This window comes from Oscillospiraceae bacterium CM, from assembly GCA_022870705.1.
Lineage (GTDB): Bacteria > Bacillota > Clostridia > Oscillospirales > Oscillospiraceae > Sporobacter.
The window spans coordinates 1,677,991-1,696,786 of record CP072107.1; the positions used below are offsets into that span (position 1 = coordinate 1,677,991).

Consider the following 18,796-nt stretch of genomic DNA (forward strand, 5'->3'; position numbering starts at 1 on the left):
GACTTTTTTACCTTTTATTTATCGGAATAATTTTGAAAAAATTTAATTTTTTTCTTAAATTTTGTAATTTTTATGGAAAATCAAGATTCCATAGGTGGTTTTTTCATTTTAATCCGTCGTGTCGCCGTTGCCGGAGACAGGTATAACCTCCCCGAGAAACGTCGGCTCCGGCTTAAAAATACAGGTAAAAAAATCCTTGGCACGCGCCAGAATCTCCCTGCAATCTCTCAACCACTGACCGGCGTATGGCTTGGGCTCTGAGACAACGCCGTACGCATCCAGACCGAGCTGCGCGGCAATGTAAAGCGCCCTGTTTATATGATAGCTCTGTGTGACGATAATGATTTTTTTCACGGCGAAGATATCCCGCGCCCGATACATGCTCTCATATGTCGAAAACCCCGCGTGATCCTGAAAAACATGCTCCGATGGGACGCCCGCAGCGACGGCGAAATCTTTCATAACCTTCACTTCGTTATAATTGACGGCGCTGTTGTCGCCGCTCATCAGAAGTCTGTCTGAGGCGCCGAGCTTGTAGAGGCGAACGCCCTCTGTCAGCCTATCCTGTAGCATTTCGCTCGGGTATCGGTTGGCATAGACGCCACAGCCGAGAATCAGGATGCAGTCGACATCCTGTAGGCCCGCGGCATCCGACTCACTGATAATCCTGCCACCGCCGCCGAGGACGACTCTGTTTAGGGTGAACACGGCCGATGTGCCGATGAGAGCCGCAATGATGAAAACGGCCAGGGCGGCCCGCGCGAATTTTACCATATCTCTCTCCGCTCAGCGTTGTTTGCCTGAAGAGGCTTCGTCAGATGCCGACTGTCGGCACAGATTTAAATGAAAGCTGCCGTGGCGTCACGGGACACGATCCCGGTCATCCTGCGGCAGCTTTTGCGTCATCGCTATTTCTTATACAGCGTCAGTGTAAACCCTTCATATGTCAGGTCGAGCGCTGTTTTGCCGTTTGCCTTGTAGATTTTAAACTGCCCCGAGGACGTATAATCGTCGGAATCCGTTACGGTAAGCACGTCGCCTTTGACAGAATATTTGGACGTTTCGGTGTCGCCATAGCTCTCCGAAACAACCGTACCGTCTCTGTTGAAGGTGAGCGAGAATTCAACACCGTAATACTCCGTCGTCCAGGTGCCGATCAGAGAGCTCTTGCCACCGGAGAACATCACAATTAAGACGATTGCTGCGATAATGACGACGACAGCTGCCACGGAAATGATGCCGATCAGTGTATAATTGGGCTTCTTGGCTGGCGGTGCCATGACGGCTGTCTGTACCGGAGCATATGCGCCGCCGGCTGCCGCCGACTGAACCGGAGCCGACGGTGCGCTGGCACCGAGCGGTGCACCGCAACTGACGCAAAAAGCGTTCCCCTCGCTGTTTTTCGTCCCGCAATTGGAACAAAACATCTGAAAAACCTCTCTTTTCATTTTTGTTTTATGGATTGATCATCACCGGTCGGGCGATACTTGCGCATACTACTATCCCGCTATTGTTTATAAAGCTTCAATGTGCGGTTGCCGATATTCCACTCCATCTGTGTTTTCCCGTTGTCCTTAGTGATTTTAAACTGGCCGGACATTGTCTGGCCGTCGGAATCCGTCTTTGTCAGCTTGTCACCCGTGACAACATACGTCGATTCTGTTTTCACACCGTTGGATTCCATAACAACGGTTTCGTTCCTGTCAAACGTGAGCGTGAGGCCGGAGTTTTCCCCGCCAACCGACCACGTGCCGAGAACAGGGTTCGCGGTCGTGATGAAATAGATCGACAACAGGGCGACTGCAATAACGGCAACGGCTGCTGACGCGATGATGACAATGCGTTTAGTCTTTGAATTCAAGAACAATCACTCTTTCAGTATGTATTAGTTGCTTTAGTCGATGGCGTGCCTAGAGGCGACGCCATTATTCAGTCTTCTGGCCGCAGCCGGAGCAGAACACAGCGCCGGGAGCTAAAACAGCACCGCAGCCGGAACATGTTTTTACCTCCGGTGCAGCGACCGGTTCCTCGGCGGGGGGCGGTGTCAGCTTTGCGCCGCAGGACGTGCAGAAGAGGCTGCCTTCCGTCACAGACGCGCCGCAGGATGGGCAGCTCTCAGCGCCCTTGAGTTTATTAATCTGCTCTTCAAAATCGTTAATTTTGGCTTGCGCTTCTTTTACCGCCAAGACAAACACAGCCAGATTTTCATCAGGATTTTCGGCAAAGAGCTCAAAATACTTCTCGCCTATTTTGCTGAAACTATCGCTGATAGCGCGCTTCTCCGCCGAAATCTGCGAGTTAATTTTTGTTGTCTCTGCCAAAATCTTCGTTTTTTTGATCGCATCCTGACTTGTCTGCGTCACTTTTTTGCCGAGATCCTCAAAAAACGCCATCTGTTCTTCATTCCTTTCAACATCATTGAAGCATTATATGAAACGAGCCTGACAGTACAGCACAAATAGATACCTGCTTCCAGTGTAACTTTAGCACAACAGGGGCAATATTTCAAACGATTTCTGAAAATTCAAAAGAATTTACCATGTGTGCTGACACATAGTTGGTCATTTTGGCGTTAAACTATACTTGGACACGATGGATATTCAGAATGCTTTCTGACGTCGTGTCAAAAGATAATATGTTCAGGTTTGAAACTGTAAAAAACGACGCCATTCGGTCATACGGCCGGATGTCTGCCGGGAGATGGTTGAGTTGAATGATGTCAATCGGCCCGTTCTTTGCCGCATTCGGTATACGGGCAAAAACCAGAGACAACTGTCCTTTCTCAAAACAGTAAAACACTGACTGAGAAGAAGCAGGGATTCAAAGGAATCCCTGCTTCTTCATGCACCGAAAACAGCGCTTTTTAAATTTCTGTTTTCCACAAACCGTGCAGATTGCAGTAAGCGTATGCCGCTACCGGCATATCACCCTCAAGCGTAAACACGGCCTCCGGCTTGTCGCCGGGCTTGAGGCATTTGCGCTGACCACCAGCAGCCGTCTGTAGATATATCCACATGATGTAATGCTCCTCCGTCATCGGATGCAACACAGAGCCGACCGTGACGGTAACTTTGTTCCCGCTGACGGCGACGACAGGCACATGCTTCTCGCGGCTGGCGTCAACAGTATTAGGCTCAAGCGCCGTCATCTCGTCACCGCAGCATGACAGCGGCTTTCCAGAAGCCAAAATGAGTCCGACAAGATTTCCGCAATGCTTGCAGACAAAAAAACGCATTTCACAATTCATAAATGTCCCTCTTCCCGCCGCTTGTATCGGCTGAATGTTTTCGGCTGCCCAGCACACTGGCTGTTTCCGGTTTTTGCAATGGTTGCTTCAAGTATACCATACGCCGCCAAAAGGTACAATTATTTCTAGATCAATAACGTCATTAAAGTAAAATGTAAACTTGTTTTATATTCTCACTTATCTCTCATTATTCTTATTAATTACAGGATATTGCGATATTTGTTCAACAATTTATCATTCTTCGCGATTTATGGCAGGCAATTTTCTCATACATATTGTATTTTAGTGCCCACAGTTCCTTTATGCACGGTACAATTTTTTCATCTTTATGTCGACATTTTATTTACATTTATTAGAAAATATGCTATATTTATCTTGCCTCTCCAGATGAGAGAAAAGGAGGTAAAAATGGACGATCAGGAATTTATGAAATTACAAGTTTGTCTTGGAGACACGTCTATTGTTTCTCTGCTTCTTGCAGAGCTGTCAGATACCGAAGATACCGGAGCGCCTCCTGCTTTTTCTCCGCCGACAGGGCGTTGAATAGCTCGAGATTCTGCTTTGCCTGCTCGTCGTTCCACTCTGGAGCGGCGAGCTTTTCTTTGACGAGCACCGTCAAGCGCTCTAAGAGCCTCTCCTCACCCACCTGTACATCCGCAGGCATTTCCTCTGTCAGCCAGTCGACGGGAACATCAAAATAGCGGGCAATTTTGACAAGCTTTTCATGCTTCGGGATGCTGTTGCCGCGCTTCCACTCGCTCAGTGAGCTCTGTGACATCCCAACGTCTTTTGCCAGCTTATAGGGCGTCATGCCGCGGCTGCGTAGCAATATATCCAAGCGTTCGTACATATTTTTGTCACTCCCAATATAAATACAAAATTGTAGCCGCCATTCTTGACATACTACAATTTTGTATGTATAATTGGTAATAAATTACAATTTACGCAGCATATAGCCATATATCCGCTCACCCCCGCGCCAAAATATGCGAAATATCACCTAGCTCACAGCACAATTTGAGACAATATCCATTAATTAGTAATTACTACTATAATCTATGACCGGTTGGCCGTCAACAACAAAATTGTCGTGATTTACCACAAAATGTCACTCTTTAAATCGATGGAATAGTTAGATTTTTAACGAAAGGAGCCAATTTGATGACTGAAAACGGTGTATTAGTACCCATTCCCTGCCGTCCGGACTGCCTGTTTTACAGCGCCTACACAGAAACCTGTGACTATACGCTTCTCATGTTTCGCACACGCGGCTGCCCGACAGACGCCTGCACGCGTTATTTAATGCGGACTGCCCCGCGCCCCTGGAGCCGAGTCCATGTATCGGTACCGGGCATTGGCACAACGTCGGACATACGGCACCGGCCGGATATCCCGGAGCCGCCCCCCGGCCCGCCGGAGAATGATCGCTGTATAACGGCCGACTGCGGCCATGAGCTCTATGAGGGCGAGGAGCTTTACATTTGGGAGGACGGCGAGACGCTTTGTGCCGACTGTCTGGAGGACAAGTTTCAGGAAATGAGTCTTTCTGAGCGCGCCGAGCTTCTCGGCTGTGAGCATGAGACGGTTGCTTTTCGGAAAAGAGGCGGAACGTATGGCGAATTTGACGCGACACACGATCGTTAAACACGATCCTGCTGCACCGACGCGGCAGGTGCCCTATCGCTGTATAACACTGATACGAGCCAGTTCAGTACAAGCGAGGTGGCCTGATGCCTAGAAAAAAGCTACCATATCTCCCCGGCCGGGAGACGGCACGCCCAAACTGCTTTGCCTTTTATGTTGATAGAGGCGGCCACCCCGCCTGCCGGGCGCTACGGGACGTTTATTGCCTGAAGGAGATGCGCTCCTGTACCTTCCGCGCCACGCCGGAGTCTGCTGCCGAGGCACGAAAACGCGCGTGGCGGCGGCTGATGGCGCTTGGACACTCGTGCGGGTAAAGCTGTCGTACCAAGCAGAATAAACTCTTTAAAAAAGCACGCTGACGGTTGTTTGCCGTCAACGTGCTTTTTATCTCAGATGGCGTTGTCAGCCGGATTATTTGCCATTTTCCGGCGTTATTATTTCAGCGTCGCTTTTTCCGCTCGTATCGGGAAGGCTGATGCCAAGCTGACCGAGCGTGATGAGCTTTAAAAGCGTTTCGAGCACCACGCTGCCGCTGCCGGCATTCTGGCCATCACCGCCCATGCTGACCACGGTTTTCGGCACGAGGTCGACTTTGGAATTCTTGATGGCATCCGTCAGCTTGTCGATGACCTCCTGTGTCACGCGGTATTCGGCACCGCCGTATGCCAAAACCTGTGCCTCTATAGCGTTTGCCTTCGCGACGCCGACAGCCTTTTCCTTGGAAGCTTCGGCTTCACCTTCCAGGCGCACCTTTTCGGCGTTTGCTTTGGCAAGCGCCGTGATCTGGTTGGCCTCCTGCTCGGCCTTGCTGGCCAGCGCGGCACCCATATTGCGCTCGACGTCAATTTGAATTTTGGACTCCGTCAGCTTACTCTGCTGGGCGGCGACCGCTTCGGCTTCGCGCAGGGATTTCTCGCTGACAGCCGCCTCCTGCTGCTTTTGATATGTCGTCTTCTTCTCTTCGGCAATCTGCCTGTCACGCAGCTGCATCAGAATATTTTCAATCTGCTTGTCGTTGACATTTGTCGATTTCGGGGTGCCGATGAGGACTTCCTCAAGCTCGAGATTATATTTATTGAACTTCTCCCGCATTTCCAGCACAGCGCGCTCGCGGATACTGCTGCGCTCCTGGATGAGCTCGATCAGCGTTTTTGTCTGGGCAACATCTTTAAAATACGCGCCAACAAGCGGGTCAAGCGACTGGTTGACGAGCATATTAATGTCACCAAAGCGCTGGATGACCCACGGGGCCTGCTTGTAGTCGATATGCATAACGACAGACAGTGGCAGGGATGGCTCAAATGCGTCCTTCGTAATGATGTCAACCTCAGCGAGATTCTCGTCATATTTGTGGTCGCCGACTTCGCCTTTGTTCCATTTGAGAATGATATTTGTCGTCGGGACCTGGACGATTTTGCCCGCGTCGGTGTTAAACGCGTACTTACCGGGCATCAGGGGCTTTTCAAGGACGCCCTTGCAGCCCTCCCCGACAAGCTCGCCGTGCTTGTAATCAGCACCGGTCGTATCGACGCCCTCCTTGCCGAAAAACGAGACGACAACGCCGACAAAGCCGATCGGCACAACGGTTTTTTCTTTATACTCAACGGTGGCAAACAGGCGGTTGATGTAATAGGTGCCGTCGATCAGCACGCGTATCTGCTTGCCTCGGTATCCGCCAAGCGACAAAAACTTTTCGGGATCCTGAAAATTGGCATGCGCCTCGCCGACATCCGGCGCGATGATTTCGCCCTCCGGCAGGGGCCTGCCGTCATGCACCGTCACGATACCCATATAGTCACTGGCATCGCGGCCTTTTCCCATAATGACGATCGGGCGGAACGCGTCCCGCTCAATAAGCGTCTGGTGCATGCTGGAGATATCCGCCATCTCCGCTTTTGTCCCGCTGAAAATCGTTTTGATTTCGTTGGCCGTGATGACGATAAACTGCGCCAGATTGATGGCGTACGTCCCTTCTCTCAAAATGCCGCGCTGCGGGCCCTTTTGGCCGCCCGCCTGCAGAAAGCCTCTGACATCCTGAAAATTGTTAGCCTCCGGAATGACGCGCCCGAGCGTCTGCATCGGCGGGAGGGGAATCCCGTCACGCGCGAAGATATAGGCAATCTGCCCCTGCGGAATGGTGATGAGCGGGTACCGATGGATGCGGTACATGAGCACCGTTTTAAAATGGATGCCGCCGCGCAGAAGATCCGGCGAATAGCCTGCCTCCCCGTTCAAGGCGATGATGGCATCTTTCAAAGACCCCCTAAAGCTCCACCATTTTTCAACGACGGCAACCTCGTTGGGATTTATGATGCGTATTCCAAGAATTTTAGCCAGGAAAAGATAGAGCGCGAAAATGCCGGCCAGCGTCACTAACAGAATCATCAGAATGTTCATGCTGCTTCACCCTTTCTAAAATCGCCTGAGTATGCTCACACAGTGTATGCCCGGCTGTATCAGTCCAGAAGCCGTCTCAATAGGACGGCACCGGAATCCGACGCCTTATGACATATATTACCTTAATTTGACACGAATAACAACATAAACTTCCGCCAAAAAAAACGGCGCACAGGCATCTGTCTGTGCGCCCGTTAGCGATGACGTTACGGCAGCGGACGGCGCGCATGCGTCTCGGGCTCCCAGCCGTCAAGCGGCTGGCGCTGCATCGCACCGAAGATTTTGCTTTTTAAATCGGGATACTGCGCGGAAAGCGTTTTAAGGAGCGTTTTGACCTCTTCCCGCTTGCTTTTGCCGTTTTTGGGACAGGGGTTGTGAACGACCGGCAGGTCATAGCGCGAAACGAGATTCCTGATTGACGCTTCCCCAACGTATAAGAGCGGCCGGATCTGTGTCACGCCTGCGCGGCTCATATATGTGACAGGCTCAAAGCAGCTGATCCGCCCTTCGTAAAAAAGCGACAGGAGAAATGTTTCGACGGCGTCGTCATAATGGTGCGCGAGGGCGAGCTTTTTGATGCCGAGCCCAAGCGCCAGATCATTTAACATGCCGCGTCGCATCTTGGCGCAGAGCGCGCATGGGTTTTTCTCCTGCCGGTCTTCAAAGATGATTTTAGCCAGCTGTGTCTCATGTACCGTATAAGGCACATCGAGCTTGCGGCACAAATCGGCAATCGGTGTAAAATCCATCCCCTCAAGGCCGGGGCTTATCGTCATAGCATGCAGCTTAAAGCGCTTCGGATAATACCGGCTCAGGTTATGAAGCGCACACAAAAGCGCGACGGAATCTTTCCCGCCCGAAACGCCGACGGCGATAACGTCCCCATCGTCAATCATGCGGTAATCCTCCGCACAGCGGCGGACGAGTCCTGTGAATTTGTTCATTTCGCGTACCTTGCCCTTCCGTTTCGTCGCGGATAATTTAAAATTCGATTCGAAGCATTCTTCAGAATTCGAGAGATAATTGAAGTATATGAGAGTTCACCGTGTGATAAATTAAAAATTTTGAAATTAGCTGTTGACATCAAAATATCGGTATGTTATAAAAGTAAAGCACGATTTGCAAGTATTTTACGTGCCCTTGCCCTTTTTGTCAAAAATTATTTAACCGTATGGGGGATATATTATGTCAACGACTCTTGCGAAAAAGGAGACCGTTTCGCGCAAATGGTACATCCTTGACGCGGCCGGCAAGCCGCTCGGCCGGACGGCTGCGCAGGCTGCTGTTCTGCTCCGCGGCAAGCACAAGCCGATTTACACGCCAAACGTGGACTGCGGTGATTTTGTCATCATCATTAACGCTGAGCAGGCTGTCCTAACCGGCAACAAGCTCGTCCAGAAGTTCTACCGTCGTCACAGCGGCTGGGTTGGCGGCCTGAAGGAAATTCAGTACAAAAAACTCATGGCCGAACGGCCGGAGCTTGCCATGCAGCTGGCCGTTAAGGGCATGATGGCGAAGAATAACCTTGACCGTCTGGCCATGAAACGCCTGCGTATTTTCAAGGGCGCCGTCCATAAGCACGAGGCGCAGCAGCCCGTTGCCTGGACGCAGGAATAAGGGAGGATTTAACATGTATACAAGCAAAAAGCCTTACGTCTACGGCACAGGCAGACGGAAATCCTCCGTAGCCCGCGTCCACCTCTTCCCCGGCGGTACCGGCACCGTGACCATTAACGGCCGCGATATGAACGATTATTTTGGACTTGAGACGCTCAAGCTCCTTGTCCGCCAGCCTCTCAACACGACCGGCACAGCCGGGAAGGTTGATATTGTCGCCACCGTTGTCGGCGGCGGCGTTACCGGTCAGGCCGGCGCAATCCGCCATGGCATCGCCCGCGCCCTGCTGCAGGTTGACGAGACTTTCCGCCCGGCCCTCAAGGCCGCCGGTTTCCTCACCCGTGACCCGCGTATGAAAGAGCGTAAAAAATACGGCCTCAAAGCCGCCCGCCGCGCGCCCCAGTTCTCCAAGAGATAGATTCTCAAAAGTTATCAAAAGGCTCAACGCCACGGCGTTGGGCCTTTTTTGTGTTGGCAGGTACGCTTGAGTGACAATTCAATCGTTTAATGATATTATTACTGTATAATTTTCTAATGGGGGTTGCCCGATGAATCAGGAATTAACGAAGCTGCTGACTGATCATGGTGCCTCATTGATTGGTTTTGCTGATATCGACGGGCTTTATCAAAACGCGGATGTTCTAGCGTTACCGCGCAGCGTTGATTCCGAAACAGCACCGTTTGACATCCCCAGATTTCCCAAGGGCATTTCAATCGCTGTGGCGCTGCCGCGCGACGTTATTGGCGACATTCGATCCGCCCCGACGATGGATTATTTTCAACAGTATCACGCTTTGAATAAAAAACTCGATATGCTGGCTGTTTTGTGCGCCGAGGCTCTCAATAAAGCAGGCTATCAAGCTTACCCTCAAACGGTTTCCGCGACAAAAGAATACGGCGTTTTCAGGACGATCATGCCGCATAAAACCGTTGCCGTCCGCGCTGGTCTCGGCTGGATCGGAAAGAGCGCCTTGTTTGTCACGGAACAATACGGTTCTGCTGTACGCCTGACATCTGTTTTGACGAATGCGCCGCTTCAATGCGCTGGTGCCGCTATGACTCCGAAATGCGGCGATTGCATGATCTGCACCAACGCCTGCCCGGGTAAGGCGATTTTAGGGCGTCTTTGGCACGCCGAAATGGACCGAGACACATACTTCGACGCCATGGCGTGCCGGTTAAAGGCCCGCGAGATTGCGGCAAAGGCCCTGAACAAAGACATCACCCTCTGCGGTAAATGCATCGAGATTTGTTCGTACACCCAGGGCTATATCAGTCGAAATTTGTGATTGTTTTGGGACATGAAAGATAGTGGACAGTTCAGTGCGTTCATGATAAGGGTCGTGTATTAAATCGCCAAACCTGATGTACATATTTTAGGAGAGATTTAACCATGCGCAAAGCGGACAGGGAAATAAAAGATTTTAACGACATCGTCGGTGTTCTCGATCGGTGCCAGACAATCCGGCTGGGGCTAAATGGCGACGAGTATCCATACGTTGTGCCGCTGTCGTTTGGCTATGAAGCGGCAGACGGCGCGGTGACAATCTATTTTCACGGTGCGACGGAAGGGCTCAAGCACGAGCTTATTTTAAAAAACAATAAGGTTTGCGTCGAGGCGGATATCTTTTACCGCTATACCGGCACGGGGCACGGCATCACAACCGAGTATGAAAGTGTGATTGGCTTCGGCACGATCCACAAAGCCGATACCGCCGAGGCTATCAAGGGCCTTGAGCTTTTACTAAACCATTGCCGGGCGGGTAGTGCCTCAGCGTCCGAATGCGTGGCACTTGGTATCACGGCTGTCTATGGCATTGAGCTGGAGCGGATTACCGGAAAGCGCCGTTTCGTTGAAGCCGGAGGTCAGGAATGAAAAAGAAAGTCGTCCGAAAGCAAAACAATTCCTCGCGCTGCTTTGTCTGCGGTGTTACGAACGACGCGTCGCTCGGCACGGCGTTTTATGAGCTGGAGGACGGGACGCTCGCTGCGACGGCCATCGCCCGCTCTTTCCACCAGAGCTATCCCGGTCGCGTGCATGGCGGCGTCTCGTCGGCGCTTCTTGACGAGACGATTGGCCGGGCTATAAACATTACCGAGCCGGACGCCTGGGGTGTCACCGTGGAGATCATAACGCGCTATAAAAAGCCCGTTCCCTACGACGTGCCGCTCCTTATCATCGGAAAAATCACCGAAAACAAACGGCGGCTCTTTTCCGGCGAGGGGCGACTAATCCTACCGGACGGCACCGTCGCTGTGACAGCCACAGCACGGTATATGAAGATGAAGCTCTCTGATATTTCGGCGTTTGACGGCGATGCCGATGTCTGGGCACTCTTCCCGCGGGATGGCGACCCTGTAGCGCTGGAGGTGCCGGAGGAAGGATGATTCCTCCAAAATATCAGTTGCTAATTTGTCAAGCATAAATATGCGGTTGGTGCTTGCAGGTGACCCGTCAACTCGATATTATCGTTGGTTAATAATAGTCGGAATTCCGATTGAAAGGTGACATGTATATGAATATTGGCATCGTCGTTCATTCTCACACCCAAAACACGCTCTCCGTCGGCGAGCGACTGAAAGAGGCGCTTGCCGCCAAGGGGCATACCGTTGCGCTCAAACGCGTAATCGCCGTAAACGAGGACCCCACCTCAAACCAGCCCGTTCTTTTAGCCGAAGCACCGGATGTATCTGGTGACGATTACGTTATCTTCGGCGCACCTGTCCGCGCCTTTTCAATTTCACCCGTCATGAAGGTCTACCTTCAGCAAATGTCCTCCATAAATGGCAAAAAAGTTGCCTGCTTTGTCACACAGTATCTGAAAAAACCCTGGATGGGCGGCAACCGGGCGGTCAGACAGATGACACGTCTGGCAGCCTCTTTAAACGGCAGCGTTGTTCATACCGGCATCGTCAATTGGACAAGTCCTGCGCGTGACGAGCAGATCGAAACGGTGCTGTCGGAATTCTGTCTGGTCTGATATTCAAAGCGCAAATGAGAGCCCTTGCCCGGCGCGGCGGCAACCGCTGCTTCGGGCAAGGGCTTATGATTTATTCATGATTAATCAAGCGTCACGGCGCAGCCTGCTTCGAAGCTTTTCGTGACATCGACGAGGCGCTGATTTTTACTGCCACGCCATCGGAGGGTGAGACTGCGCTCTGCGAGGACAAATGGCCCGTCTACGAGCACATCGGTCAGCCGGAGGAGCTTCAAAACTGCCGGGTCAGGGGAAATAATGAGCTCTTCAAAAGTGTATCCGGAGTACACCCAAACGGTGAGACCGGCGTTTTTTGCCACCTCGGCAATCGCCGCACAATCGCCCGCCTGAATAAACGGTTCTCCGCCTGAGAGCGTCACGCCGTCCGTTAAAGGGTTTGACAGTAGCTCTTTAATAATCGCTTCGACAGGTCTTTCAGTGCCGCCCACGGGGTCATGCGTTTCGGGATTGTGGCAGCCGGGGCAGTGATGGGGGCAACCCTGCGTGAACACCACATAGCGGAGGCCAGGCCCGTCGACAATCGACTCCTGAACTGTTCCGGCGATACGCATAAAAGGCCTCCGTTTCTAGACAGGATCGTCAGGAGCGGTACAAGCTGCGCCACGGGGCGATGTGGGCATCGCCCCCTACTGAGCGTTACGTTAAGCTGCAGCCGTGCTTGACGCGCTCGGCCTCCTCGGCACGCTTGCCATTGTTGAAGCGATCCAGCGTCCCGACGAGATAACCGGTGATGCGCCGGATGCGCTCAAAGCCGACGGCTTCCGCGCTCTCCGTCCGGCCGCAGTGGGGGCACTCGTCCTTGATGATGCCCGTATAGCCGCAGACGGGGTCACGGTCAACCGGGTGGTTGATGGACCCGTAACCGACGCCGCATTTCTGCATATAACGGATAATTTTTTCAAACGCCTCAAGATTTTCCATGGGGTCGCCGTCCATCTCGATGTAACTGATGTGCCCGGCATTTGTCAGGGCGTGATACGGCGCTTCAAGGCGGATTTTATCAAAGGCGCTGATCGGGAAATAAACGGGGATGTGGAAGCTGTTCGTATAGTAATCTCTGTCTGTGATGCCGGGGATGACGCCGAACTTCTTTTTATCCAGCTTGACAAAGCGGCCGGACAGGCCCTCTGCGGGCGTAGCAATCAAAGAGAAGTTCAAATGCCGCTTGCGGCTTTCGGCGTCGCACCGGGCACGCATATGGCTGACGATCTCGAGGCCGAGATTCTGCGCCCGCTCACTTTGGCCGTGGTGCTCCCCGATGAGGGCGACAAGCGTTTCGGCCAGGCCGATAAAGCCGATGGTCAGTGTGCCGTGTTTAATAACTTCACGCACCTCATCATTCCAGCCGAGCTTGTCACTGTCGACCCAGACGCCCTGCCCCATCAAAAACGGGTAGTTATACACATGTTTGCGGGCTTGGATTTCAAAGCGCTCTAAAAGCTGATCGACAACGAGCGTCAGCTTGGCATCGAGGTCCTCAAAAAAGCGCCCAAGGTCACCCTTGGCCTTGATGGCCAGCCGCGGCAGATTAATAGACGTAAACGACAGATTGCCGCGCCCGCTGCAGAATTCCTGCTCGGGGTCAAAAACGTTGGAGATGACGCGCGTGCGGCAGCCCATGTAGGCAATTTCCGTTTCAGGGCAGCCTTCCTTATAGTATTTGAGGTTATATGGCGCGTCCACAAACGAGAAGTTCGGGAACAGGCGCTTGGCCGAACAACGGCAGGCCAATTGGAACAGGTCGTAATTCGGCTCGCCGGGGTTTAAGTTGACGCCGTCCTTGACACGGAAAATCTGGATTGGGAAAATCGGCGTTTCGCCGTTGCCGAGGCCAGCCTCTGTGGCGAGCATGACGTTTTTCATGACCATGCGGCCCTCGGGCGACGTGTCCATCCCGTAGTTGATGGAGGAAAACGGCGTCTGCGCGCCGGCGCGCGAGTGCATCGTGTTGAGGTTGTGGATAAAAGCCTCCATCGCCTGATAGGTCGCCCGGTCGGTCTCTTTCTCGGCATAGCGGAGCGCCAGCTGCTGCGCCTTCTGCATGCCGTCGGCGTCGCCGAACCGGTCGACAAGGAGCGGGAGCTCTGCCGCGAGATACGATGCGTTGTTTTCAAGCGTCGGCACAAGGCCCGTTTGCGCCAGGACAGCGGCGACAATCTCCTTGACGTCGTTTTCAATATCCTCCGTCAGGCCTTTCCAGAGCATAATCGCTTTGGCGAGGTTCTGGCGGTAAAGACGGATGTACGTCTTCTTGACGCCTTCGGCCATTCCGTAGTCAAAATTGACGATGCTCTGCCCGCCGTGCTGGTCGTTTTGGTTAGACTGAATGGCGATACAGCCAAGCGCCGAATAGGAGGCGATGTCGTTTGGTTCGCGCAGCGTCCCATGGCCGGTTGAAAAACCGCCCTTAAAGAGCTTTGTGATGTCAATCTGTGTACACGTCGTCGTCAGCGTCAAAAAGTCAAGGTCGTGTATATGGATGTCCCCATCCGTATGGGCTTTGGCATGATCGGGGTTTAAGACAAACATGTTATAGAACTGCTTGGCCCCCTCGGAGCCGTACTTGAGCATGACGCCCATGGCCGTATCGCCGTCGATATTGGCATTTTCGCGCTTAACGTCTGAGTCGCGCGCGTCGGCATATGTGATCTCCTCATACGTCTGCATCAGGCGCGTATTCATCTGGCGGCGGCGGCTGCGCTGGTCCCGGTAAAGAATATAGGCCTTTGCCGTCGTCACAAAGCCGTTATCCATTAAAACCTTTTCGACGATATCCTGAATATGCTCGACGTCGGGCGCTTCGTTACCCTCGACCTCGAGAATCGATAACACTTCGTTGGCAAGCTCGGTCGCCGTCCCGTTGCTGTCGGGTCTGTAGGTCGCGTCAAACGCCTTTCTGACAGCCTCCGCAATCTTGGCGACGTCGAACGGTACTGTCCTCCCGTCTCTCTTTTTAATGCTCGTCACTGGCATACCCGCTCACCCTTTCTCTGAATCAAAAACGCCTAACCACTACATATAGTGTGTCCGCGTCCTTTGGTGAGTATAATAATACAACTTGTGGGGCGCTCCGTCAAGACAAAATTATTAAATTTGACCGATTTCGTCTGAAAAAGTGATACAAAAGCCTATATCCCCTGTCTTTTCAAGCCTTGCTTTCTTTCAAACTGTTGGGCAATACCGAATCAGCTGTTTATTCGCAGCACAGCTTTAATAGCCTGGCCATATTTACCATGAAGGGCTTTGACGTATAAAAACGCGCCAAGCGGTAAAAGGGCCATATACTGCATGATGTGAAGAAGAAAACTGACTGAGAGCGCGTCACTCTTGTCGACGCCGAGCCCGGCGAGGCCGATAACCAAGAAGGCCAATATAAACGTATAGCAGAATCCACATGGCCTGAAGCATCGTTTTATCCGTTATATGCGCAAAAGGAATTGTCAAGGCGGATATCACAACAACGACAACGCTGTCCGACAAGGTTGAAATAATGGTGAGTTTTGTCCGGCGCTTGACGGAAAAATTTGACGGGAAGAAGGCCATACGCAGTCCTTCACCCGCGTGGAACGGCAGGATCATATTAAACGCATGCCCCAGCGCGATAACTTCCAGCGACACCATGTCGTCCATTTCCGGCTCGATGCCCCTAGAATAAGCCAGACCACGAATGTAGTTGGAAAACATATAAATTTGATGAGGCATTAAAAATCTCAGTATATCAACGCGATCATCCATCGGCATGTACCGCGAGCGAGGCGATATACGCTTCCTCCGGTAGCGTCAGCATGGCTGTCATAAACGGGGCTTGTATGACGGTATCGGCCATCGCGCCGTCATGAAAAGCGCGCGCAAAGAATATGTCAAGCGGCGCGGGTCGGCGGACGAGGACCCCGCCGCGCGCCGGGAGGAAGACAAAGCGCTCTAACGCCCGGGCAGCAGCGGCAGAGCGGGCAAGGGCCTGCCCCGCCTTGACAGACAACCCGGCGCGCCGCGCGCAAAAGGCCAAGGCGTCGTCATCCGGGGGGTTGCAGAAGAGGGGCCGGGCGGCATTTATTCGGCAAGCGCCATTCTCATCAAGAAATAGGCAGGGAAAATCACCGCCTGAGGCGGCGCGCGACAAGGCTGTATCGATCACTTTTTGACATTCTTCCCCATCCCAATGACGGACGATATGGTCAAAAATCCGTACAAATTCCACTTCGGAGACGAGAAAGCCATTAGGGCGGCATTGCTGCCCGGTTATACTCGGTGTCCCCTTTTGTAGGCGGTATAGCCGCGCGACGATGCTTTTTGGGTGAATATGATTGTGGCAGTCCGCGTGGCTTCTCCCGCTTCCACAGAAGCAGCATCCCTCGTCATTCATCATATCCGCTCCTTTCTTCAGGCGCTATCACGCCGTGATGCTTCTGCCCCCCGTCATCCGCCTGCCACGCCAGCAGCAAGAAGGCTGCCGCTAGTAACAGCGCCGCACTCGAGATGAAAACGGCGGCTGGCGGGAAAAAAACGAGCAGAAGCGTCGCCGCGCCGATGCCGATCAGTTTGGATGCGCTGGAAACAAGATCCCGCGCGCCCGTCACGCGTGCGGCATACCGCTTATCGGCCGACGATAAAAGCCGCGTCGTCAGAAGTGTCCCCGCGAGGGATGCAAACAGGCCTTCCGCGGCGGCGAGTATTAAAATCCGGGCGAGGCTCCCCGTCAGCCCGTACAAATACCAGACGAGCGCGATAACTGGCAGAAAAAGCGTAACCTTCAAAAGGGGATTTTTATCAAAATAGTTCTTATACCGCAGCAGGAGGAGCATAGCAAACAGATTCATACCGTAGAGCACGGAAAGTAAAAGACCCCAGTAGCGGCTTGTGACGCGCAAAACATCAAAGGCGTAGGCGTAAAAGGCAATATTGACGGCCACTGTTCCGACGTCAAGAGCGGCAACGAGCGCCAAAACGCGGCGGAGCTCTGGTGACCGCAGGCAGATTATGATGCCTTCTGCCATCGCGCCGAACGGCCGGACACGCTTTTGTGAAACGGGCGGTGCTTGACGCGGCAGCTTGAGAAGCAGCAGCGCTGAGAGCCAATAGAAGGCTCCGCTTATGACAAAGGCCGCCATCACCCCGAACGTGTGGACGAACAGGCCTGTGAGCATTGGCACAAGGAGATTGACGCTGCCGCTTCCCCCTGTCAGAAGGGCACTCCCGCGGAGGAGCTCGCCCTCTGTCATGAGGCCTCTGAAAAGCTTGCTGCGGGCCGGGCTGTAAAAAACGTCAAGAAAGCTCACGACCAGCATGACAAAGAGCGTCGCACCCGCCGTTTTCGAAAAGGCAAATATAAGAACAAACACGCCGCGCAGAACATCAAAGAAAATGAGCAGCAGCCGCGATGAAAAACGGTCGCCGATGCGCCCGGCCAGCAGTGAGACAATAACGCCCGGTATGGGTGCCGTGACGACGCCGAGACCTGTATAAAATCCGGAATTCGTCTGCGTTACTAAAAGGCGCGATAAGGCAATAAGCTGAATGCAGGCGGCGCTGGCAACAGCCGTCTGGCTCAGAAAAAAAGGTGCAAATGATTGGCCCGGCCAGATTTTAAACGATTGTTTGAACTCCATGGCCGTGCCTCCATTGTTTGTCTATCTAATCATATGAGTGTATTTTCATTAAAAAAACCGCTTTGCGCAAACAGCGCCGTCAAATGACAGATATTGTCTTTATATTTGAAAACACTGCGGCGCAAACTGGAGGTGATCATATAATTAAGGTGACATCATGTTTAAAAAATTTGTTACGCTGCTGCTGATGCTTCTTTTTCTCCCTGCGCTGCCGACCGCCGCCATCTCCGCCAAGGGGTATGCACTAATTGAAATGACGACCGGGCGGCTTGTGACGGGGCAGAATGTAGATGTAAAGCTCCCCATGGCCTCGACAACGAAAATTATGACAGGCCTTTTAGCCTGTGAGTCCGGCATGTTTGACATGGTGGTAACGGTGCCGCCCGAAGCCGCGCGTGTTGAGGGGTCCTCCATCTATCTTCAGCCCGGTGAAAAGCTGACGCTGCGCGAGCTTACTTACGGCCTTTTGCTGGAATCCGGCAATGATGCCGCCACGGCCGTTGCGATTGCGCTGGGCGGCACAGTCGACGGCTTTGCCGCTATGATGAATGAAAAGGCCGCCGAGCTTGGTCTTCAAAACACACATTTTATGAACCCATCCGGCCTTGACGGCGCCGAGCATTATACGACGGCGCTCGATTTGGCACGCCTCGGCGCGGCAGCAATGAAAAATGATGACTTCAAAAAAATCGTCTCAACCTACAAAACGCGTATCCCATATAACGGCATCGAAAACGGCCGCCTGCTGATTAATCACAACGAAATGCTCAATATTTATGACGGCGCGATGGGTATTAAAACAGGGTACACAAAAAAAAGCGGCCGCTGCCTCGTCACCTGCGCCGCCCGCGATGGCGTCACGCTCGTGGCAGCAACGCTGAATGGGCATGACGACTGGGGCGATCACACGGCGCTGTTAAACGAGGGTTTTAAAAAGCTGAGAAACGTCCGCCTTTTTGCCGCGAGACCTGTTTTGACGGCAGCCGTTGCGGGCGGTGCGTGCGACAGCGTTCGGGTGACGAGCCGTGACAACCCGACGGCCGCTTTGGCGAGTGCGGAGGTCTCGCACATTCAAATGCACCTGTCCATGCGGCGTTTTACGTATGCGCCAATTGTCAAGGGGCAGAAGATGGGTGAAATCGTCTGGACGCTGAATGGCGATATTGTGGCGCGCGCCGAGCTTATCGCCCTCGACTCTGTCGCATCGGAAAAGCCGAACCGTCTGAAGGGCTTTTTAAAGGCGATCTTTTAACAGCGGAGGAGGTGCTCATCATCAGGCGGTTTCA

General features: G+C 52.8%; 22 protein-coding genes. 9 read left to right on the forward strand and 13 right to left on the reverse strand.

Going from position 1 to position 18,796, the window contains the following annotated elements:
* Nucleotides 1–108: 108 nt before the first annotated feature.
* From IZU99_08220 to IZU99_08245, 6 genes are all read right to left on the reverse strand, one after another.
* Nucleotides 109–774: a YdcF family protein gene (locus IZU99_08220; GenBank protein UOO37237.1), complete on the reverse strand. Its 666-nt coding sequence runs from the start codon at nucleotides 772–774 to the stop codon at nucleotides 109–111.
* Between the two features lie 134 nt (nucleotides 775–908).
* Nucleotides 909–1,427, reverse strand: a complete 519-nt coding sequence (locus IZU99_08225) for a zinc ribbon domain-containing protein (protein ID UOO37238.1) — start codon at nucleotides 1,425–1,427, stop codon at nucleotides 909–911.
* Nucleotides 1,428–1,507: 80 nt separating this feature from the next.
* Nucleotides 1,508–1,861, reverse strand: a complete 354-nt coding sequence (locus tag IZU99_08230; protein ID UOO37239.1) for a hypothetical protein — start codon at nucleotides 1,859–1,861, stop codon at nucleotides 1,508–1,510.
* A gap of 64 nt (nucleotides 1,862–1,925) precedes the next feature.
* Nucleotides 1,926–2,393, reverse strand: coding sequence for a zinc ribbon domain-containing protein (locus IZU99_08235; protein ID UOO37240.1), 468 nt, complete (start codon nucleotides 2,391–2,393; stop codon nucleotides 1,926–1,928).
* 470 nt (nucleotides 2,394–2,863) lie between these two features.
* Nucleotides 2,864–3,247, reverse strand: coding sequence for a desulfoferrodoxin (locus IZU99_08240; protein UOO37241.1), 384 nt, complete (start codon nucleotides 3,245–3,247; stop codon nucleotides 2,864–2,866).
* Between the two features lie 457 nt (nucleotides 3,248–3,704).
* Nucleotides 3,705–4,097, reverse strand: a complete 393-nt coding sequence (locus IZU99_08245) for a helix-turn-helix transcriptional regulator (GenBank protein ID UOO37242.1) — start codon at nucleotides 4,095–4,097, stop codon at nucleotides 3,705–3,707.
* 311 nt (nucleotides 4,098–4,408) lie between these two features.
* On the opposite strand from IZU99_08245, the gene IZU99_08250 reads away from it, so the two are divergent.
* Together IZU99_08250 and IZU99_08255 are read left to right on the forward strand one after the other, a co-directional pair.
* Nucleotides 4,409–4,891: a hypothetical protein gene (locus tag IZU99_08250; GenBank protein UOO37243.1), complete on the forward strand. Its 483-nt coding sequence runs from the start codon at nucleotides 4,409–4,411 to the stop codon at nucleotides 4,889–4,891.
* 86 nt (nucleotides 4,892–4,977) lie between these two features.
* A complete protein-coding gene (locus IZU99_08255; GenBank protein ID UOO37244.1) occupies nucleotides 4,978–5,205 on the forward strand; it encodes a hypothetical protein in 228 nt (75 codons plus the stop codon).
* Nucleotides 5,206–5,302: 97 nt separating this feature from the next.
* Here the strand turns inward: IZU99_08255 and IZU99_08260 are convergent, their stop codons facing one another.
* Both IZU99_08260 and IZU99_08265 read right to left on the reverse strand, forming a co-directional pair.
* Nucleotides 5,303–7,288 (reverse strand): flotillin family protein, encoded by a 1,986-nt coding sequence (locus tag IZU99_08260; GenBank protein ID UOO37245.1) that lies wholly within the window; start codon nucleotides 7,286–7,288, stop codon nucleotides 5,303–5,305.
* Between the two features lie 206 nt (nucleotides 7,289–7,494).
* Entirely contained in the window at nucleotides 7,495–8,232 is a 738-nt protein-coding gene (locus IZU99_08265; protein UOO37246.1) for an adenine nucleotide alpha hydrolase family protein, read from the reverse strand.
* A 241-nt stretch (nucleotides 8,233–8,473) separates the two neighbouring features.
* Here IZU99_08265 and rplM point away from each other — a divergent pair, with 241 nt between their 5' ends.
* The 6 genes from rplM to IZU99_08295 all read left to right on the forward strand — a co-directional run bounded on the left by rplM (nucleotide 8,474) and on the right by IZU99_08295 (nucleotide 11,886).
* Entirely contained in the window at nucleotides 8,474–8,905 is a 432-nt protein-coding gene (gene rplM, locus IZU99_08270; protein UOO37247.1) for a 50S ribosomal protein L13, read from the forward strand.
* A gap of 13 nt (nucleotides 8,906–8,918) precedes the next feature.
* A complete protein-coding gene (gene rpsI / locus IZU99_08275; protein ID UOO37248.1) occupies nucleotides 8,919–9,323 on the forward strand; it encodes a 30S ribosomal protein S9 in 405 nt (134 codons plus the stop codon).
* Between the two features lie 130 nt (nucleotides 9,324–9,453).
* Entirely contained in the window at nucleotides 9,454–10,194 is a 741-nt protein-coding gene (locus IZU99_08280; GenBank protein ID UOO37249.1) for an epoxyqueuosine reductase, read from the forward strand.
* Between the two features lie 104 nt (nucleotides 10,195–10,298).
* Entirely contained in the window at nucleotides 10,299–10,781 is a 483-nt protein-coding gene (locus IZU99_08285; GenBank protein UOO37250.1) for a pyridoxamine 5'-phosphate oxidase family protein, read from the forward strand.
* Nucleotides 10,778–11,293: a PaaI family thioesterase gene (locus IZU99_08290; protein UOO37251.1), complete on the forward strand. Its 516-nt coding sequence runs from the start codon at nucleotides 10,778–10,780 to the stop codon at nucleotides 11,291–11,293. Before IZU99_08285 ends, IZU99_08290 begins: the two co-directional genes overlap by 4 nt.
* Before the next feature lie 128 nt (nucleotides 11,294–11,421).
* Nucleotides 11,422–11,886 carry a flavodoxin family protein gene (locus IZU99_08295; protein UOO37252.1) on the forward strand — a complete coding sequence of 155 codons (465 nt, stop codon included), beginning with the start codon at nucleotides 11,422–11,424 and terminating at the stop codon, nucleotides 11,884–11,886.
* A gap of 80 nt (nucleotides 11,887–11,966) precedes the next feature.
* On the opposite strand, the gene nrdG is transcribed toward IZU99_08295, so the two are convergent.
* The 5 genes from nrdG to IZU99_08320 form a co-directional block, all read right to left on the reverse strand.
* On the reverse strand, nucleotides 11,967–12,455 hold the full coding sequence (gene nrdG, locus IZU99_08300) for an anaerobic ribonucleoside-triphosphate reductase activating protein (protein ID UOO37253.1): 489 nt from the start codon (nucleotides 12,453–12,455) through the stop codon (nucleotides 11,967–11,969).
* 85 nt (nucleotides 12,456–12,540) lie between these two features.
* Nucleotides 12,541–14,877, reverse strand: coding sequence for an anaerobic ribonucleoside triphosphate reductase (locus tag IZU99_08305; GenBank protein UOO37254.1), 2,337 nt, complete (start codon nucleotides 14,875–14,877; stop codon nucleotides 12,541–12,543).
* Between the two features lie 348 nt (nucleotides 14,878–15,225).
* Complete coding sequence (locus IZU99_08310) at nucleotides 15,226–15,606, reverse strand: hypothetical protein (GenBank protein UOO37255.1); 381 nt, start codon at nucleotides 15,604–15,606, stop codon at nucleotides 15,226–15,228.
* A 25-nt stretch (nucleotides 15,607–15,631) separates the two neighbouring features.
* The gene (locus tag IZU99_08315; GenBank protein UOO37256.1) at nucleotides 15,632–16,270 is read right to left on the reverse strand and encodes a hypothetical protein; all 639 of its coding nucleotides are present in this window, start codon (nucleotides 16,268–16,270) and stop codon (nucleotides 15,632–15,634) included.
* A complete protein-coding gene (locus IZU99_08320; GenBank protein UOO37257.1) occupies nucleotides 16,260–17,510 on the reverse strand; it encodes an MFS transporter in 1,251 nt (416 codons plus the stop codon). Before IZU99_08320 ends, IZU99_08315 begins: the two co-directional genes overlap by 11 nt.
* A gap of 157 nt (nucleotides 17,511–17,667) precedes the next feature.
* Between IZU99_08320 and IZU99_08325 the strand changes: the two genes are divergently transcribed.
* The gene (locus IZU99_08325; GenBank protein ID UOO37258.1) at nucleotides 17,668–18,762 is read left to right on the forward strand and encodes a D-alanyl-D-alanine carboxypeptidase; all 1,095 of its coding nucleotides are present in this window, start codon (nucleotides 17,668–17,670) and stop codon (nucleotides 18,760–18,762) included.
* Nucleotides 18,763–18,796: the final 34 nt, after the last annotated feature.

What these genes read in the sequence shown, in the direction of transcription:
- IZU99_08250 (UOO37243.1), top strand. Translation starts at nt 4,409, where the DNA reads ATGACTGAAAACGGTGTATTAGTACCCATTCCCTGCCGTCCGGACTGC.
- IZU99_08235 (UOO37240.1), bottom strand. Translation starts at nt 2,393, where the DNA reads ATGGCGTTTTTTGAGGATCTCGGCAAAAAAGTGACGCAGACAAGTCAG.
- rplM (UOO37247.1), top strand. Translation starts at nt 8,474, where the DNA reads ATGTCAACGACTCTTGCGAAAAAGGAGACCGTTTCGCGCAAATGGTAC.
- IZU99_08310 (UOO37255.1), bottom strand. Translation starts at nt 15,606, where the DNA reads ATGCCTCATCAAATTTATATGTTTTCCAACTACATTCGTGGTCTGGCT.
- IZU99_08285 (UOO37250.1), top strand. Translation starts at nt 10,299, where the DNA reads ATGCGCAAAGCGGACAGGGAAATAAAAGATTTTAACGACATCGTCGGT.
- IZU99_08220 (UOO37237.1), bottom strand. Translation starts at nt 774, where the DNA reads ATGGTAAAATTCGCGCGGGCCGCCCTGGCCGTTTTCATCATTGCGGCT.
- IZU99_08295 (UOO37252.1), top strand. Translation starts at nt 11,422, where the DNA reads ATGAATATTGGCATCGTCGTTCATTCTCACACCCAAAACACGCTCTCC.
- rpsI (UOO37248.1), top strand. Translation starts at nt 8,919, where the DNA reads ATGTATACAAGCAAAAAGCCTTACGTCTACGGCACAGGCAGACGGAAA.
- IZU99_08290 (UOO37251.1), top strand. Translation starts at nt 10,778, where the DNA reads ATGAAAAAGAAAGTCGTCCGAAAGCAAAACAATTCCTCGCGCTGCTTT.
- IZU99_08255 (UOO37244.1), top strand. Translation starts at nt 4,978, where the DNA reads ATGCCTAGAAAAAAGCTACCATATCTCCCCGGCCGGGAGACGGCACGC.
- IZU99_08315 (UOO37256.1), bottom strand. Translation starts at nt 16,270, where the DNA reads ATGATGAATGACGAGGGATGCTGCTTCTGTGGAAGCGGGAGAAGCCAC.
- IZU99_08320 (UOO37257.1), bottom strand. Translation starts at nt 17,510, where the DNA reads ATGGAGTTCAAACAATCGTTTAAAATCTGGCCGGGCCAATCATTTGCA.
- IZU99_08280 (UOO37249.1), top strand. Translation starts at nt 9,454, where the DNA reads ATGAATCAGGAATTAACGAAGCTGCTGACTGATCATGGTGCCTCATTG.
- IZU99_08245 (UOO37242.1), bottom strand. Translation starts at nt 4,097, where the DNA reads ATGTACGAACGCTTGGATATATTGCTACGCAGCCGCGGCATGACGCCC.
- IZU99_08325 (UOO37258.1), top strand. Translation starts at nt 17,668, where the DNA reads ATGTTTAAAAAATTTGTTACGCTGCTGCTGATGCTTCTTTTTCTCCCT.
- IZU99_08265 (UOO37246.1), bottom strand. Translation starts at nt 8,232, where the DNA reads ATGAACAAATTCACAGGACTCGTCCGCCGCTGTGCGGAGGATTACCGC.
- IZU99_08240 (UOO37241.1), bottom strand. Translation starts at nt 3,247, where the DNA reads ATGAATTGTGAAATGCGTTTTTTTGTCTGCAAGCATTGCGGAAATCTT.
- IZU99_08305 (UOO37254.1), bottom strand. Translation starts at nt 14,877, where the DNA reads ATGCCAGTGACGAGCATTAAAAAGAGAGACGGGAGGACAGTACCGTTC.
- nrdG (UOO37253.1), bottom strand. Translation starts at nt 12,455, where the DNA reads ATGCGTATCGCCGGAACAGTTCAGGAGTCGATTGTCGACGGGCCTGGC.
- IZU99_08260 (UOO37245.1), bottom strand. Translation starts at nt 7,288, where the DNA reads ATGAACATTCTGATGATTCTGTTAGTGACGCTGGCCGGCATTTTCGCG.
- IZU99_08225 (UOO37238.1), bottom strand. Translation starts at nt 1,427, where the DNA reads ATGTTTTGTTCCAATTGCGGGACGAAAAACAGCGAGGGGAACGCTTTT.